16 protein-coding genes and 1 pseudogene are annotated in these 16,202 nt (G+C 73.6%); all 17 read left to right on the top strand.

What is annotated here, in order from left to right; all coding sequences use genetic code 11:
• The 17 genes and pseudogenes from ACI79Q_RS07920 to nuoL all read left to right on the top strand — a co-directional run bounded on the left by ACI79Q_RS07920 (nucleotide 1) and on the right by nuoL (nucleotide 16,191).
• Entirely contained in the window at nucleotides 1-720 is a 720-nt protein-coding gene (locus ACI79Q_RS07920; RefSeq protein ID WP_456589112.1) for a demethylmenaquinone methyltransferase, read from the top strand.
• Nucleotides 721-846: 126 nt separating this feature from the next.
• Nucleotides 847-1,551: a phosphoribosyltransferase gene (locus ACI79Q_RS07915; RefSeq protein ID WP_456614503.1), complete on the top strand. Its 705-nt coding sequence runs from the start codon at nucleotides 847-849 to the stop codon at nucleotides 1,549-1,551.
• Nucleotides 1,541-2,218: a dienelactone hydrolase family protein gene (locus tag ACI79Q_RS07910; RefSeq protein ID WP_456589110.1), complete on the top strand. Its 678-nt coding sequence runs from the start codon at nucleotides 1,541-1,543 to the stop codon at nucleotides 2,216-2,218. Before ACI79Q_RS07915 ends, ACI79Q_RS07910 begins: the two co-directional genes overlap by 11 nt.
• Nucleotides 2,219-2,383: 165 nt before the next feature.
• Nucleotides 2,384-2,518: pseudogene (locus ACI79Q_RS07905) on the top strand (NAD(P)/FAD-dependent oxidoreductase); the annotation flags it as partial.
• Nucleotides 2,519-2,753: 235 nt separating this feature from the next.
• Complete coding sequence (locus ACI79Q_RS07900; RefSeq protein WP_456589197.1) at nucleotides 2,754-2,888, top strand: hypothetical protein; 135 nt, start codon at nucleotides 2,754-2,756, stop codon at nucleotides 2,886-2,888.
• An 87-nt stretch (nucleotides 2,889-2,975) separates the two neighbouring features.
• Nucleotides 2,976-3,338, top strand: coding sequence for an NADH-quinone oxidoreductase subunit A (locus tag ACI79Q_RS07895; protein WP_456589109.1), 363 nt, complete (start codon nucleotides 2,976-2,978; stop codon nucleotides 3,336-3,338).
• Between the two features lie 12 nt (nucleotides 3,339-3,350).
• Nucleotides 3,351-4,028: a NuoB/complex I 20 kDa subunit family protein gene (locus ACI79Q_RS07890; RefSeq protein ID WP_456589108.1), complete on the top strand. Its 678-nt coding sequence runs from the start codon at nucleotides 3,351-3,353 to the stop codon at nucleotides 4,026-4,028.
• Nucleotides 4,025-4,777: an NADH-quinone oxidoreductase subunit C gene (locus ACI79Q_RS07885; protein WP_456612469.1), complete on the top strand. Its 753-nt coding sequence runs from the start codon at nucleotides 4,025-4,027 to the stop codon at nucleotides 4,775-4,777. The genes ACI79Q_RS07890 and ACI79Q_RS07885 overlap by 4 nt, the downstream gene beginning before the upstream one ends.
• Nucleotides 4,778-4,790: 13 nt before the next feature.
• Nucleotides 4,791-6,122 carry an NADH-quinone oxidoreductase subunit D gene (locus tag ACI79Q_RS07880; protein ID WP_456589106.1) on the top strand — a complete coding sequence of 444 codons (1,332 nt, stop codon included), beginning with the start codon at nucleotides 4,791-4,793 and terminating at the stop codon, nucleotides 6,120-6,122.
• On the top strand, nucleotides 6,119-7,201 hold the full coding sequence (gene nuoE, locus ACI79Q_RS07875; RefSeq protein ID WP_456589105.1) for an NADH-quinone oxidoreductase subunit NuoE: 1,083 nt from the start codon (nucleotides 6,119-6,121) through the stop codon (nucleotides 7,199-7,201). Before ACI79Q_RS07880 ends, nuoE begins: the two co-directional genes overlap by 4 nt.
• 3 nt (nucleotides 7,202-7,204) lie before the next feature.
• The gene (gene nuoF, locus ACI79Q_RS07870) at nucleotides 7,205-8,533 is read left to right on the top strand and encodes an NADH-quinone oxidoreductase subunit NuoF (protein ID WP_456612468.1); all 1,329 of its coding nucleotides are present in this window, start codon (nucleotides 7,205-7,207) and stop codon (nucleotides 8,531-8,533) included.
• Nucleotides 8,530-11,025 (top strand): NADH-quinone oxidoreductase subunit G, encoded by a 2,496-nt coding sequence (locus tag ACI79Q_RS07865; protein WP_456614502.1) that lies wholly within the window; start codon nucleotides 8,530-8,532, stop codon nucleotides 11,023-11,025. The genes nuoF and ACI79Q_RS07865 overlap by 4 nt, the downstream gene beginning before the upstream one ends.
• Entirely contained in the window at nucleotides 11,022-12,494 is a 1,473-nt protein-coding gene (gene nuoH / locus ACI79Q_RS07860) for an NADH-quinone oxidoreductase subunit NuoH (RefSeq protein ID WP_456589102.1), read from the top strand. Before ACI79Q_RS07865 ends, nuoH begins: the two co-directional genes overlap by 4 nt.
• Nucleotides 12,487-13,125: an NADH-quinone oxidoreductase subunit NuoI gene (gene nuoI / locus ACI79Q_RS07855; RefSeq protein ID WP_456589101.1), complete on the top strand. Its 639-nt coding sequence runs from the start codon at nucleotides 12,487-12,489 to the stop codon at nucleotides 13,123-13,125. Before nuoH ends, nuoI begins: the two co-directional genes overlap by 8 nt.
• Nucleotides 13,122-13,967, top strand: coding sequence for an NADH-quinone oxidoreductase subunit J (locus ACI79Q_RS07850; RefSeq protein ID WP_456589100.1), 846 nt, complete (start codon nucleotides 13,122-13,124; stop codon nucleotides 13,965-13,967). The genes nuoI and ACI79Q_RS07850 overlap by 4 nt, the downstream gene beginning before the upstream one ends.
• Complete coding sequence (gene nuoK / locus ACI79Q_RS07845) at nucleotides 13,964-14,263, top strand: NADH-quinone oxidoreductase subunit NuoK (protein ID WP_091931090.1); 300 nt, start codon at nucleotides 13,964-13,966, stop codon at nucleotides 14,261-14,263. The genes ACI79Q_RS07850 and nuoK overlap by 4 nt, the downstream gene beginning before the upstream one ends.
• A 20-nt stretch (nucleotides 14,264-14,283) precedes the next feature.
• Complete coding sequence (gene nuoL / locus ACI79Q_RS07840) at nucleotides 14,284-16,191, top strand: NADH-quinone oxidoreductase subunit L (protein ID WP_456614501.1); 1,908 nt, start codon at nucleotides 14,284-14,286, stop codon at nucleotides 16,189-16,191.
• The last annotated feature ends 11 nt before the right edge of the window (nucleotides 16,192-16,202 follow it).

Raw genomic sequence — 16,202 nt, 5'->3', positions numbered from 1 at the left:
GTGGCAGACCGGCGAGAGAACCCGCACACCGCCGGCCTGCGGGCCGGGCTGGACAAGCGACCGGCCGAGGTCGCGGCGATGTTCGACCGGGTCGCGCAGCGCTACGACGTCACCAACACCGTCCTCTCCGCGGGGCTGGACGCCTCCTGGCGACGGGCCACCCGCGAGGCGCTGGGGGCCCGGCCGGGCCAGACGGTGCTGGACGTCGCGGCCGGGACGGCGGTCTCCACCGTCGAGCTCGCCGCCGGCGGAGTGACGGCGATCGCCTGCGACTTCTCCCAGGGCATGCTGCGCGCCGGGGCCGCGCGACCGGTGCCCAAGGTGGCCGGTGACGCGATGGCGCTGCCGCTGGCCGCCGAGAGCGTGGACGGCGTGGTCATCTCCTTCGGCCTGCGCAACGTGGCCGACCCCGACGCCGCGCTGCGGGAGTTCGCCCGGGTGACCAAGCCCGGCGGGACGCTGGTGGTCTGCGAGTTCTCCAGCCCCACCTGGTCGCCGTTCCGCACCGTCTACACCGAGTACCTGATGAAGGCGCTGCCCCGCATCGCCCGGGCGGTGAGCAGCAACCCCGAGGCCTACGTCTACCTGGCCGAGTCGATCCGCGCCTGGCCCGACCAGGCGGCGCTCGCCGGCCGGCTGCAGGACGCCGGCTGGGCCGACGTCGCCTGGCAGAACCTCACCGGGGGGATCGTCGCGCTGCACCGTGCCCGCAAGCCCTGAGGGCCTCCGGGGGTGCAGCGGCGGGACGGCCTCGGCGGGACGAGCGCCGGTGCCCGACGACCCCGCGCGCCCCCTTTCCAGCCGCTCCGGCCGTTAGCCGCCCGGCGGGCCGGGTAGCCGGACCACATGGCTGGAGACCGGAGACCTTTCGCAGATCGCCGGGAGGCGGGCCGGGCGCTCGCCGCGCGGCTGGTCGACGACGACCTGGTCACCCCCGGGCACGGCGACGTGGTCGTGCTCGGCCTGCCGCGGGGCGGGGTCGTCGTGGGGGCGGAGGTGGCCGCCGCCCTCGACGCAGCGCTCGACATCGTCGTCGTCCGCAAGGTCGGCCTGCCCTGGCAGCCGGAGCTCGCCATGGGCGCGATCGCGGCCGTGGGGGACGAGATCGAGACCGTCCGGCAGGAGAGCGTCATCGACCGCGCCGGGGTGGACGCGGCCACCTTCGAGGACGTCCGCACCCAGGAGGTGTCCGAGCTGCGCCGGCGCACCGAGGCCTATCGCGGCGACCGCCCGCCGCCGGTCCTGGCCGGCCGGCGCGTCGTCCTGGTCGACGACGGGTTGGCCACCGGCTCGACCATGCGCGCCGCGGTCGCCGCCGTCCGCCGCCAGGACCCCGCGCACCTGACCGTCGCCGTCCCCGTGGCCTCGCCCCACGCCTGCCGGCAGATCACACCGGACGTCGATGACCTGCTCTGCCTCTGGGCCCCCGCGGACTTCTCCGCCGTCGGCCAGGGCTACGCCGACTTCCGACCGACCGAGGACGACGAGGTGCGCGCGGCCCTCGCGCAGGCCCGCCCCGGTGAGCCGGAGGAGCGCGACGGTGCCGGCTGACGAGGGCGCGCCCGGCTTCCAGGAGGACGTCGTCGTCGACGTGCCCGGGGCGGCGTTGCGCGCCGACCTCGTCGGCCCCGCCGATCCGCGCGGTGTGGTGGTCTTCGCCCACGGCAGCGGGAGCAGCCGGCGGAGCCCGCGCAACCAGCAGGTCGCCGAGGGGCTGCACGCCGCCGGGTACGCCACCGTGCTGCTGGACCTGCTGACCCTCGCCGAGGAGGAGGTCGACGCGCGCACGCGCGAGCACCGGTTCGACATCCCGCTGCTGGCCGGGCGGCTCACCGGCGCCGTCGACTGGCTGCTCGGCCGGCCCGGCCTCGCGACCCTGCCGGTCGCCACCTTCGGTGCCAGCACCGGTGCGGCGGCCGCCCTGATCACCGCCGCCGAGCGACCGGAGAGGGTCCGGGCGGTGATCTCCCGCGGTGGCCGTCCCGATCTGGCCGGCAGCGCGCTCGACCAGGTGCGGGCGCCCGTGCTGCTGGTCGTCGGGGGCGCGGACGCCCAGGTCGTCGAGCTCAACCGGCAGGCCGCCGCCCGGCTCACCGTCGACCACGAGGTCGCGATCATCCCCGGCGCCACGCACCTGTTCCCCGAGCCCGGCGCGCTCGAGCAGGTGATCGACCGCTCCGCGGCCTGGCTGAGCACCTGGTTGCCTGCGCCTTCCTGATGCCCGGACCGGCCGCCCGGTGCGGGGCCGCGCTGAGGTCGCCGGGGCCCTGCGCCGAGGGGGGGTCTGTCGGCTAGATCACATCGCGGCCTAGACTCGGGACCGAGCGGTTTGTGAACTCTTTCACAAGCTGCACCGGGCTCGACGACGGACCGGAGGGGTGGCATGACGCGGACCGCAGCGGCGCACGCCGCCGACGTCGTGGTCGTCGGTGCCGGGCCGGCCGGCTCCAGCGCGGCCTGGCACCTCGTCCGCGCGGGCCTGGATGTCGCGCTGCTGGAGAAGGCCGACTTCCCGCGGGAGAAGGTCTGCGGTGACGGGCTGACGCCGCTGAGCCGGGGTCCGGCGTACACCCGGGGGCTGCTGCTGCTTGCCGGGGACGCCGCCGGCACGGTGAACCCCTGCAACCGGGACGGCGCGGGAGGCGGTCCTGCGGCGGTACCCCGGCCGGCTGCGCGCCGAGCTGGGCCGCCTCCACCGGCTCGGCCTGGGCTTCCTGGCGCTGCTGGCCCGGCCAGCAGTGGTCCGGCTCGCCATGGCCCGGGGGCTGCGCCGCCCCGCGCTCACCGACGCCGCGCTGCGGGTGATGGGCAACCTGACCGACGGCCGCGACGGCGACGCGATCGACCGCGCGCTGGCCGTGCTCCTGCGACTCACCCCGGCGACGTGAGGGAGCTGCCATGACGACCGGCCGGCACGACACTCCGTATCCCGACCATGACCAGGCCGTGACCGACATCACCCTAGGGTGCAGCTGATGCTCTCGACCTACGCCCCGCTCGTCGGCCTGTTCGTGCTGGCCGCGGCGTTCGCGCTGTTCTCGGTCGTCGTCGCGCCGTTCGTCGGGCCGCGCCGCCACAACCGGGCCAAGCTGGCCGCCTACGAGTGCGGCATCGAGCCGGTCGACCAGCCGCTCACCGGCGGCCGCTTCCCGGTGAAGTACTACCTGACCGCGATGCTCTTCATCGTCTTCGACATCGAGATCGTCTTCCTCTACCCGTGGGCCGTCGCCAACGACGCGCTGGGGGTGTGGGGGCTGGCCGCGATGGCCGTGTTCCTCGGCACCGTCTTCCTCGCCTTCGCCTACGAGTGGCGGCGCGGCGGACTCGAGTGGGACTGACAGGGGACTGACATGGGACTCGAGGAGAAGCTGCCGAGCGGCGTCCTGCTGACCAGCGTGGAGAAGCTGGTCAACTGGACCCGCAAGTCGTCGCTGTGGCCGGCGACCTTCGGCCTGGCCTGCTGCGCCATCGAGATGATGGCCTCCGGTGCGGGCCGGTACGACCTCGCCCGTTTCGGCATGGAGGTCTTCCGGGCCTCGCCGCGGCAGGCGGACCTGATGATCGTGGCCGGCCGGGTGAGCCAGAAGATGGCGCCGGTCCTGCGGCAGATCTACGACCAGATGCCCGAGCCCCGCTGGGTGCTGGCGATGGGCGTCTGCGCCAGCTCCGGCGGCATGTTCAACAACTACGCGATCGTCCAGGGCGTCGACCACGTCGTCCCCGTGGACATGTACCTGCCCGGCTGCCCGCCGCGGCCGGAGATGCTGATGGACGCCATCCTCAAGCTGCACCACAAGATCCAGCACGAGCCGCTGGGGGAGAAGCGGGCCCGCCAGCAGCAGCAGGCCCGCGAGGACGGCACGGCCAAGGACCTGCTGGTCGAGATGCCGTCGACCGTCCGCGTCGACAAGGAGGCCCGCCGCGCCTACGAGCAGGCGGCCGCCGAGGGGCGCACCGGGCAGTTCGGCATCGAGCGGCGCGGCGGCAACGCCGTCCTGCTCCCGGACGAGCGGGGTGGCCGGCGATGAGCAACGACGGCGGCTCGAACGTCGTCCCCGGTCGCGAGGAGGCCGGCTACGACGACAGCACCGCGCCGTCCGGCGGTTTCCGGAAGGGCGCCTTCGGGGTCAGCGGCAGCGGTGACACCTCGGGGTTCGGTGGCCTGGTGCGGGTGGAGCCCGGCGGCGCGGTCGCGCTGCACTCCACCGACCGGCCCTACGGCGGGTACTTCGACGAGGTCACCGACGCGTTGATCGAGGCCGTGGGGGAGGCCGCCTACGCCGCCGCGGTGCAGCGCGTGCTGGTCGACCGGGGCGAGATCACCTACTTCGTCGCCCGGGAGCACCTGCTGACCCTGGTGCAGGCGCTGCGGGACGACGAGGCCCTGCGCTTCGAGCTGTGCAGCAGCCTCTCCGGCGTCGACTACCTCGACAGCGGCGGCCCCGAGGTGACGCCCGGCCGGCCCCGGCTGCACGTCGTCTACCACCTGACCTCGATGACCTACCGGCGCCGCATCCGGCTGGAGGTGGCGGTCACCGCGGAGGACCCGCACGTCCCGTCGGTGACCGGCGTCTACCCGACGGCGGACTGGCACGAGCGGGAGACGTTCGACATGTTCGGCGTCGTCTTCGACGGCCACCCGGCGCTGACCCGGATCCTCATGCCCGACGACTGGGACGGCCACCCCCAGCGCAAGGACTACCCGCTCGGCGGGATCCCGGTGGAGTACCACGACGCGACGATCCCGCCGCCGGACACGCGGCGGGCCTACCGGTGACGGGGGTCTACCGATGAGCACCACCTACAACCCGGCCGACCCCTACGCCGGCTCGCGGGAGACCACCGAGGGGCGGGTCTACACCGTCACCGGCGGGGACTGGGACGTCACCCTCGGGGCCGACCCGCACGGCGAGGAGCGCCTCGTCGTCAACATGGGCCCGCAGCACCCGTCCACCCACGGCGTGCTCCGCCTGGTCCTCGACCTGGAGGGCGAGACGGTCACCAAGGCGCGCGTGGTGATCGGCTACCTGCACACCGGTATCGAGAAGAACACCGAGTACCGCAACTGGGTGCAGGGCACGACGTTCGTGACCCGCATGGACTACCTGGCCCCGCTGTTCAACGAGGCCGGCTACTGCATGGCCGTCGAGAAGCTGCTCGGCGTCGAGATCCCGCAGCGCGCGGCCACGATCCGGGTGCTGGTGATGGAGCTGAACCGGATCGCCTCCCACCTGGTGGCGCTGGCCACCTTCGGCATGGAGATGGGTGCCCTCACGGGCATGACCAACGGCTTCCGCGAGCGCGAGATGGTCCTGGACCTGCTCGAGGAGATCACCGGGCTGCGGATGAACCACGCCTACATCCGCCCCGGCGGTCTGGCCCAGGACCTGCCCGAGGGGGCGGTCGAGCACATCCGGGAGTTCCTGGAGGTCTTCCCGAAGCGGGTCGCGGACTTCCACCGGCTGCTCACCGGCCAGCCGATCTGGCAGGCGCGGCTCAAGGACGCCGGGTACCTCGACCTCACCGGCTGCGTCGCCCTCGGCGTCACCGGACCGGTCCTGCGCGCCACCGGGCTGGCCTGGGACCTGCGCAAGGTGGAGCCCTACCTGGGCTACGAGACCTACGACTTCGAGGTCCCCACCGCCGACACCTGCGACGCCTGGGGCCGCTACCTGGTGCGCATGGCCGAGGTGAACGAGTCGCTGAAGCTCATCGCCCAGGCGCTGGACCGGCTGGAGCCCGGCCCGGTGATGGTCGAGGACAAGAAGATCGCCTGGCCCGCCCAGCTCTCCCTGGGGCCCGACGGCATGGGCAACTCGCTGGACCACGTGCGGCACATCATGGGTCAGTCGATGGAGGCCCTGATCCACCACTTCAAGCTGGTCACCGAGGGCTTCCGGGTGCCGGCGGGGCAGGTATACGTGCCCCTCGAGTCCCCCCGCGGCGAGCTCGGCTACCACGTGGTCAGCGACGGCAGCACCCGCCCGTGGCGCGTCCACGTGCGCGACCCCAGTTTCGTGAACCTGCAGGCCACGGCGGCGATGAGCGAGGGCGGCATGATCGCCGACGTCATCGCCGCGATCGCCTCGATCGACCCGGTGATGGGGGGCGTCGACCGATGAGTGCACTGCCAGGCAGTCCCGAGGGCACGGCGGTCACCGGGCTGGACTCCAGCCCGGTCGACGTCGCGTCCCTCGCCGAGACCCCGCCGCTGCCCGAGCAGGCCCGGCTCGAGGCGCGCGAGATCATCGCCCGCTACCCGGTGGCCCGCTCGGCGCTGCTGCCGATGCTGCACCTGGTGCAGAGCTACCAGGGCTACGTCACCCCCGAGGGCGTCGCGCTGTGCGCCGAGGAGCTGGGGCTGACCAAGGCCGAGGTCGGGGCGGTCGCGACCTTCTACACGATGTACAAGCGCCGCCCCACCGGCCGGCACCTGGTCAGCGTCTGCACCAACACGCTCTGCGCCGTGCTGGGCGGGCAGCGGATCATGGACGCGCTGTCGGCCGACCTCGGCGTGCACCACGACGAGACCGCCGCCGACGGCTCGATCACCCTCGAGCACGCCGAGTGCCTCGCCGCCTGCGACTACGCGCCCGTGGTCACCGTGGACTACGAGTTCTACGACCAGCAGGACGTCGACAGCGCCCGCGAGCTGGTCGCGGCGCTGCGCCGGGGGGAGAAGCCGCTGCCGACCCGCGGCGCGCCGCTCACCGACTTCCGCGGCGTCTCCCGCCAGCTGGCGGGCTTCTCCCAGCACCCGGACGCGGCGGCCGCTGCCGCCGCCGTCGACGCGCCGGGGAACTACGAGCCCACCCTGCGCGGGCTGCGGCTGGCCGCCGAACGCGGGGAGGCCGCGCCGCCGATGCGCGGCCCGGAGCCCGAGCCGGCCGACGTCGGCGAGCCGCGGGAGACCGTGCGCCCGTCGGGGAGCACGGGGGAGACCCCGGGCAAGGAGGCGGCGGACGCGCGGGTGGCCGCCGCCGACACCCCGGCCGAGAAGGCCGGCGCCGCGGGCTCGCACCCCGACGCCCCCGAACCGGCCGGCCGGCGGCTGCCCGACGGCCGCGAGGGCACCGACACCCCGGCCGGGCAGGAGCCCGGCACGAGTGGTCAGAGCCCCGCCACCCCACCCCCGGACACCCAGGGGCCCGGCGGCCCGACCCGGACCATCGAGGGCCGCGGCCCGAAGCGGAGGCGATGAACCGTGCCCCTCACCCCTGTCCTCACCAGCCGCTGGGGCGCCGAGCAGTCCTGGCGGCTCGCCACCTACGAGCGGCTCGACGGCTACTCCGCACTCCGCACCGCGCTGTCCATGCAGCCCGACGAGCTGGTCACCCTGGTCAAGGACTCCGGTCTGCGCGGCCGCGGCGGCGCCGGCTTCCCCACCGGCATGAAGTGGAGCTTCATCCCCCAGCCCAAGCCGGGGGAGGAGCCCACCGGGCCCGCGGCGATGCCCAAGTACCTCGTGGTCAACGCCGACGAGGGCGAGCCGGGCACCTGCAAGGACCTGCCGCTGATGATGGCCGACCCGCACTCGCTGATCGAGGGCGTGATCATCTCCTCCTACGCGATCCGGTCGAAGCTGGCCGTCATCTACGTCCGCGGCGAGGCGGTGCACGCGCACCGGCGGCTGCTCAACGCCGTGGGTGAGGCCTACGCCGCCGGCTACCTCGGCACCGACATCCTCGGCTCCGGCTACGACCTGGAGCTGATCGTGCACGCCGGCGCCGGTGCGTACATCTGCGGCGAGGAGACGGCGTTGCTCGACTCGCTCGAGGGCTACCGCGGCCAGCCCCGGCTCAAGCCGCCGTTCCCCGCGGTCGCCGGCCTGTACGGGGCCCCGACGGTCATCAACAACGTCGAGACGCTCGCCAGCGTGCCGTTCGTCGTCCGCGGCGGCGCCGACTGGTTCAAGGCGTTCGGCCCGGAGAAGTCGCCCGGCCCGAAGATCTACTCGCTGTCGGGCCGCGTCGTCCGGCCGGGCCAGTACGAGGCCCCCATGGGCACGACGATGCGCGAGCTGCTCGAGATGGCCGGCGGCATCCGCCCCGGTCACGAGCTGAAGTTCTGGACGCCGGGCGGCTCGTCGACGCCGTACTTCACGCCCGAGCACCTCGACGTCCCGCTGGACTTCGACTCCGTGGCCGCGGCGGGCTCGATGCTCGGCACCACCGCGCTCATGGTGTTCGACGAGACCGACTCGATCGTCGAGGCCACGCTCCGGTTCACCGAGTTCTACGCGCACGAGAGCTGCGGCAAGTGCACCCCCTGCCGGGAGGGCACCTACTGGCTTGTGCAGATCCTGGAGCGGATCGCGCACGGCCGCGGCACCGCCGCCGACCTGGACCTGCTGATCGACACCTGCGACAACATCCTGGGCCGCTCGTTCTGCGCGCTCGGCGACGGGGCGACCAGCTGCATCACCAGCTCGCTGAAGTACTTCAAGGACGACTACGTGGCCCTGCTGCCCCCCGAGGAGCAGGCCCGGCTGGGGCGCAGCCTCCGCCTCGAGCCCGTGGGAGCTGCGTCATGACCCTGACGCCCACCAACCCGCCGCCCGCCCCGGCCGTGCCGCCGGGCGCCCCCGGCCCGCACACCCCGCCGGACGCCGTCCGCTGCACGATCGACGGGTTCGAGGTCGCCGTGCCGAAGGGGACGCTGATCATCCGCGCCGCGGAGCAGGTCGGTGTCTTCATCCCGCGGTTCTGCGACCACCCGCTGCTCGAGCCGGTCGGCGCCTGCCGGCAGTGCCTGGTCGAGGTCGAGGGGCAGCGCAAGCCGGTCGCCTCGTGCACCATGCCGGTCACCGAGGGCATGGAGGTCCACACCCAGCTCACCAGCCCGGTCGCGGACAAGGCGCAGCAGGGCACCATGGAGCTGCTGCTGATCAACCACCCGCTCGACTGCCCGACCTGCGACAAGGGCGGCGAGTGCCCGCTGCAGAACCAGGCGATGAGCAACGGCCGCGCCGAGAGCCGGTTCGTCGACGAGAAGCGGACCTACCCCAAGCCGCTGCCGATCAGCAGCCAGGTGCTGCTGGACCGGGAGCGCTGCGTCCTCTGCGCCCGCTGCACCCGCTTCTCCCAGCAGGTCGCCGGCGACCCGTTCATCGAGCTGTTCGAGCGCGGCGCGCTGGAGCAGGTGGCGATCTACGAGGACGAGCCGTTCGAGTCCTACTTCTCCGGCAACACCACCCAGATCTGCCCGGTGGGGGCGCTGACCAGCGCCCAGTACCGGTTCCGTGCCCGGCCCTTCGACCTGCGCAGCGAGGACAGCGTCTGCGAGCACTGCGCCTCGGGCTGCGCCATGCGCACCGACTACCGGCGCGGCAAGATCACCCGTCGCCAGGCCGGCGACGACCCGGTGGTCAACGAGGAGTGGACCTGCGACAAGGGCCGCTACGCGTTCCGCTACGCCAGCGCCAACGCCCGGCTGACCACCCCGCTGGTGCGCGGCGCCGACGGGGAGCTGCAGCCGGCGTCCTGGCCCGAGGCGTGGGCCGCGGCCGCCGCCGGCCTGCTCCGGGCCCGCGCCGAGGGCGGTGTCGGCGTGCTGCCCGGCGGCCGGCTCACCCTCGAGGACGCCTACGCGTGGGCCACGTTCGCCCGCGTGGCGCTGGGCACCAACGACGTCGACGCCCGTGCCCGCGCGCACTCCGCCGAGGAGTTGGAGTTCCTGGCGAGCACGATCGCCGGCACCGGCCCGGTGACCGGTGCGGTCACCTACGCCGACGTCGGCGAGGCGCCCGCCGTCCTCCTGGCCGGCCTCGAGCCGGAGGAGGAGTCCCCGATCCTCTTCCTGCGGCTGCGCCGCGCGGTGCGCACCCGCAAGCTGCCGGTCTTCGACCTCGCGCCGTTCGCCACCCGGGCCGCCGCGAAGCTGGAGGCCACGGTGCTCACCACGGTCCCCGGGGCGGAGGCGCGGTCGCTGCTCGCGCTCGCCGAGGGAGCCTGGGGCGGGCCCGCGGTGGAGGCGCTGCGGAAGCCGGGCGCCGTCGTCCTCGCCGGGGAGCGGCTGGCCGAGGTTCCCGGCGCGTTCTCCGCCCTGCTCGCCCTCTCCCGGGCCACCGGGGCCCGGCTCGCCTGGGTGCCCCGCCGCGCCGGCGAACGCGGCGCCGTCGAGGCCGGGGCGCTGCCGAACCTGCTCCCCGGTGGCCGGACCGTCGACGACGACGTCGCCCGCGCCGAGGTGGCCGCGGTCTGGGGCGTCGACCCCGGCGCCGTGCCCGCCGCCCCGGGGCGGGACACCACCGGCATCCTCACCGCGGCGCGCAGCGGCCGGCTGCCCGGCCTGCTGGTCGGCGGCGTCGACCCGGCCGACCTGCCCGACCCCGCCCTGGCGCTGGCGGCCCTCGACGCGGCGGCCTTCGTGGTCAGCCTGGAGATGTTCCCCAGCGCGGTCACCGAGCGCGCCGACGTCGTCCTGCCGGTCGCGGCCGCACCGGAGAAGGCGGGCAGCTACCTGGACTGGGAGGGCCGGCTGCGGTCCTTCGACGCGACGCTGCACGGCTCCGGGCAGCTGCCCGACGGCCGTGTCCTGCACGGCCTGGCCGACGCGATGGACGCCGACCTGCGGCTGCCCGCTCCCGAGGTGGCGCGGTCCGCGCTCTCCGCGCTGGGGGCCCGCCGGTCCGCCGCGACCGCCTCCGGGCCCGACGTCGCCCCGCCGGCCGCCCCGCTGCTCCGGGACGACGAGGCGGTCCTGGCGTCCTGGCGGCAGCTGCTCGACGTCGGCACCCTGCAGCGCGACGAGCCCGAGCTCGCCGGCACCGCCCGCCGCCCGGTCGCCCGCATCGGCACCGGCACGGCCGCCCGTCTCGGCCTGGCCGACGGCGACCGGCTCACCGTCAGCGGGCCCACCGGTTCGATCAGCCTGCCGGTGGTGGTCACCGCCATGCCCGACCAGGTGGTGTGGCTGCCGATGCGCTCGCCCGGCAGCGAGATCCGTTCCGCGCTGGGCGCCGGGCCCGGCGCGGTCGTGCGGCTGGCCCGCACGTCGGCCGTCGCCGGGGAGGTCGTGCGATGAACCTGTGGGCCGCGCCCGACCAGCCGACGCTGGCGGACTTCGGGCACGACGTCTGGTGGATCGTGCTCATCAAGATCGTCGGCGTCTTCGCCGTGCTGGTCGCGATGACGCTGTTCGCGATCGTGTTCGAGCGCAAGGTCGTCGCGCGGATGCAGCAGCGGATCGGGCCGAACACGGTCGGCCCGCGCGGCTACCTGCAGAGCCTCGCCGACGGGCTCAAGCTGGCGTTCAAGGAAGACATCATGCCGGCGATGGCCGACAAGCCGGTGTACTTCCTGGCTCCGGTGATCGCCACCGTCCCGGCGTTCGTCGCCTTCTCGGTGATCCCGATGGGCCCGGTCGTGAGCATCTTCGGCGAGCAGACGCCGCTCCAGCTCACCGACGCCCCGATCGGGGTGCTGATCATCCTGGCGATGTCCGCCATGGGCATCTACGGGATCGTGCTGGGCGGCTGGGCCTCCGGCTCCACCTACCCGCTGCTGGGCAGCATGCGCAGCGCGGCGCAGATGATCAGCTACGAGATCGCGATGGGGCTGTCCATCGTGGCGGTGTTCCTCTACGCCGGCACGATGTCCACCTCGGAGATCGTCGCCGCCCAGGCCGACGGCACCCAGCTCTCCTTCTTCGGCTGGGAGTTCACCGGTCCCAGCTGGTACGCCGTCCTGCTGCCGGTGTCCTTCGTGCTCTACGCGATCGCCGTCGTGGGGGAGACCAACCGGGCACCCTTCGACCTCCCCGAGGCCGAGAGCGAGCTCGTCGGCGGCTTCCACACCGAGTACTCGTCGCTGAAGTTCGCCCTGTTCTTCCTCGCCGAATACATCAACATGGTCACCGTCTCGGCGCTCGCCGCGACGCTGTTCCTGGGCGGCTGGCGCGCGCCGTGGCCGATCTCCATCTGGGACGGCGCGAACACCGGCTGGTGGCCGCTGCTGTGGTTCTTCCTCAAGGTCGTCGCCGCCCTGTTCGTCTTCATCTGGCTGCGCGGCACGCTTCCCCGGCTGCGCTACGACCAGTTCATGCGCTTCGGGTGGAAGGTGCTCGTCCCGGTCGCGCTGGTCTGGATCCTGATCGTGGCGACGATGCGCACCGTCTCCCGGGAGACCGACCTCTCCACCGGCGAGGTGGCGGTCTACGTCGGGGTCCCGGCGGCGCTGCTGGTGCTCGCCGCGCTCTGGCTCGGCGGCCGCTCCGCGCAGCAGGACACCCGGCTCGCCGCCGCCGAGGCCGCGGCCGGCTCCAACCACCCGACCCGGGCCGAACCGGAGGTGCTGCCGCCGGCCGGGGCGCGCCGCCGGCCCGCCGGTGGCCCCGGCCGCGCCGAGGGCGGGTTCCCCGTCCCGCCGATGGACCTGCAGGTGCCGCCGTCGCCCCGGCTGCGGCGCCAGTCCACCACCACCGCCGACGCGGCCCCGGTCGTCAGCACCGGGCGGCGCGGCACCGCCACCGTCGAGGAGGAGCGCGATGCCTGACCGCGACGAGCGGGAGACCCCCGCGCACGGCAAGCCCGGCGAGCAGGACATGGTCCGGCGGTCCCGCGGGGAGGTGGAGCACTCCGCGGCGGGCGGGCGCAACCGGCCCGCCGTCCGGGACAGCCTCCTGCCCGCCGCGGTCCAGGGTTTCGGGGTCACCTTCGCCCAGATCTTCCGGACCGTGACCACCGAGCAGTACCCGTACGAGCCGAAGGTGACCAAGCCGCGCTACCACGGCCGCCACGTGCTCAACCGGCATCCCGACGGGCTGGAGAAGTGCGTCGGCTGCGAGCTGTGCGCCTGGGCCTGCCCGGCCGACGCCATCTACGTCGAGGGTGGCGACAACACCGAGGACGAGCGCTACTCGCCCGGTGAGCGGTACGGCGCGGTCTACCAGATCAACTACCTGCGCTGCATCTTCTGCGGGCTGTGCATCGAGGCCTGCCCCACGCGGTCGCTGACGATGAGCAACGACTTCGAGCTCGCCGACGACAACCGGCGCGACCTGATCTACACCAAGGAACAGCTGATGGCCCCCTTGCTGCCCGGCATGGAGGCCACCCCGCACCCGATGCGGCTCGGCGACGACGAGAAGGACTACTACGTGCGCGAACCGGAGCCTCGGCCGTGACCCCGGACACCGCCGGCGTCGTCATCGGCACCGGCGAGGCCGTCGTCTTCTGGATCCTCGGCCCGGTCGCGCTGGCCGGGGCGCTGGGCATGGTGTTCAGCCGGAACGCGGTGCACTCCGCGCTCTGGCTGGTCCTGACGATGCTGTCGCTGGGGGTCTTCTACGTCGTCCAGGAGGCGCCGTTCCTCGGGGCGGCGCAGATCATCGTCTACACCGGCGCGATCATGATCCTGTTCCTCTTCGTGCTCATGCTCGTGGGCCGCGACTCCTCCGACTCGGTCGTGGAGACGCTCCGCGGCCAGCGGGTGGCGGCCACGCTGTTCGGCGTCGGATTCGCCGCGATCGCGGGGGCCGGCATCGCGCGGGCGACCCGGGACCTGCCGGTCGCCGGGCTCGAGGCGGTGCAGGGCGGGGCGGGCGGCGCTGCGTCGGGCAACGTCGAGGCGATCGCCGGCCTGCTGTACTCGCGGTACCTGGTGGCGTTCGAGGTCACCGGCGGGCTGCTGATCGTCGCGGCCGTCGGCGCGCTGGTCTTCACCCAGATGGAGCGGACCCCGGGCAGCCGCACGGGCCAGCGGGAGCTCTCCCGGGCGCGCTTCCTCACCGACCGGCCGCAGACGCTGCCGGGACCCGGGGTCTACGCCCGCGCCCACTCGGTGGCCGCGCCCGGGCTGCTGCCCGACGGCCGCTACGCCGAGGACACGCTCGCCACCGGCATCGAGGCGCAGGAGATCGATCAGATGCCCCGTCCCACCGGCCGGGAGCAGCTCGGGTCACCCGACGCCGCCCTCGGGTCGATGGATCCCACCGTCAGCGACGTGCCCGGAGGGCGGGACCGGTGAGCCTGAGCCACTACCTCGTGCTCGCCGCGATCCTGTTCACCATCGGCGCGGTCGGCGTGCTCGTGCGGCGCAACGCGATCGTCGTGTTCATGTGCGTGGAGCTGATGCTCAACGCCGTCAACCTGACGCTGATCACCTTCGCCCGGTCCACCGGCACCGTCGACGGCCAGATCATCGCGCTGTTCGTCATGGTCGTCGCGGCCGCCGAGGTGGTCGTCGGGCTCGCGATCATCATGTCGATCTACCGGACCCGGCGGTCCGCCTCGATCGACGACGCCAACCTCCTCAAGTACTGACGCGCGGGACGGGGACTTCTGTGTCTGAGACGCTGCCCGCGGACGGGCTGCTGGGCTGGTCCTGGCTGCTGATCGCGCTGCCTCTGCTGGGGGCCGCGGTGCTGCTGCTGGGTGGCCGCCGCACCGACCGCTGGGGCCACCTGCTGGGGACGGCGACCGTCGGCGCGGCGTTCGTGCTGGCGGTGCTGTGCACGGTGCAGCTGGCCGGGCTGGACGAGCGCGCCGTCGACGTGGAGCTGTTCACCTTCATCGCCACCGGCGGGCTGGACGTCACCGCGGGGCTGCTCTACGACCCCCTGTCGGCGGTCTTCGTCCTGCTGATCACCGGCGTCGGCTCGCTGATCCACGTCTACTCGATCGGCTACATGGCGCACGACGCCGGACGCCGCCGGTTCTTCGCCTACCTGAACCTCTTCGTCGCGGCCATGCTGCTGCTGGTCCTGGGCAACAGCTTCGTGGCCCTCTACGTGGGCTGGGAGGGCGTGGGGCTGGCGTCGTACCTGCTCATCGCCTTCTGGTACACCCGCCCGGCCGCGGCCACCGCGGCGAAGAAGGCCTTCATCATGAACCGGGTCGGCGACGTCGGCCTGGCCCTGGCGATCTTCGTGATGTTCGCCCAGCTCGGGACGACCTCCTACGCCGGCGTCTTCGGGACGGTGGGCACCCTGGCGGGCGGGACGATCACCGCGATCGGCCTGCTCCTCCTGCTGGGTGCCTGCGGCAAGTCCGGCCAGTTCCCGCTGCAGGCGTGGCTGCCCGACGCCATGGAGGGCCCCACCCCGGTCTCGGCGCTGATCCACGCGGCCACGATGGTCACCGCGGGCGTCTACCTCATCGCCCGGTCGGCCCCCATCTACGACCTGACGCCCACCGCGCGGGCGGTGGTGCTGGCGATCGGCGCGCTCACCCTGCTGATCGGGGCGGTCGCCGGCTGCGCCTACGACGACATCAAGAAGGTGCTGGCCTGGTCGACGGTCAGCCAGATCGGCTACATGTTCCTGGCCGTCGGGCTCGGGCCCGCCGGCTACGTCGCCGGCCTGGCGCACCTGCTCGCGCACGGGTTCTTCAAGGCCGGGCTGTTCCTCGGCGCCGGCTCGGTCATGCACGCGATGCGCGACTCGGTGGACATGCGGCGCTTCGGCGGCCTGTGGAACAAGCTGCCGGTCACCTTCGTCACCTTCGGGCTGGGCTACCTCGCGCTCATCGGGTTCCCGTTCCTCTCCGGCTACTTCACCAAGGACGCGATCATCGAGGCCGCGCTGGACCGGGACGACGTCTGGGGCTGGGTGCTCGGCGGGGTCGCCGTGCTGGGCGCGGGGCTCACCGCCTTCTACATGACCCGGCTGATGCTCATGACCTTCTTCGGCCGGCCCCGCTGGGAGGAGGGCGTCCACCCGCACGAGGCACCCCCGGTGATGACCGCGCCGATGGTGGTGCTCGCCGTCGGCTCGGTCGCCGCCGGTGGCCTGCTGGTGTCGGTGTTCCCCCTGTCGGGCTGGCTGGAGCCGGTCTTCGGCGAGCCGGCGGAGGCCGCCCACGTGGTGGCCCCGGTGGTCATCGGCCTGGTGGTGACGGCCGTGATGCTGCTCGGCGTGCTGGTCGCCTGGCTGTTCGTCGGCCGCCGCGAGGTGCCGGTGACCGCGCCGGTCCGGGTCTCCCCGGTCACCCGCGCGGCCCGCAACGGCCTCTACGCCGACGCGGTGAACGAGTCGCTGTTCATGCGGCCGGGGCAGTGGCTCACTCGCGCCCTGGTCTGGCTCGACAACCGCGGCGTCGACGGCGCCGTCAACGGCCTGGCCGCGGGCCTGGGCGGCTCGTCGTCCCGGCTGGGCCGGCTGCAGACCGGCTTCGTGCGCAGCTACGCCCTCGGCATGCTCGGCGGCGCCGTCGTGGTCGCGGGCGCGCTGCTGGCGGTGACGTCCGGATGAGCGGGCCGTCC

Source organism: Blastococcus sp. SYSU DS0828 (assembly GCF_054050975.1).
Note: the sequence above shows the minus strand (reverse complement) of the source record. Positions and strands in the feature narration are given on the sequence as shown.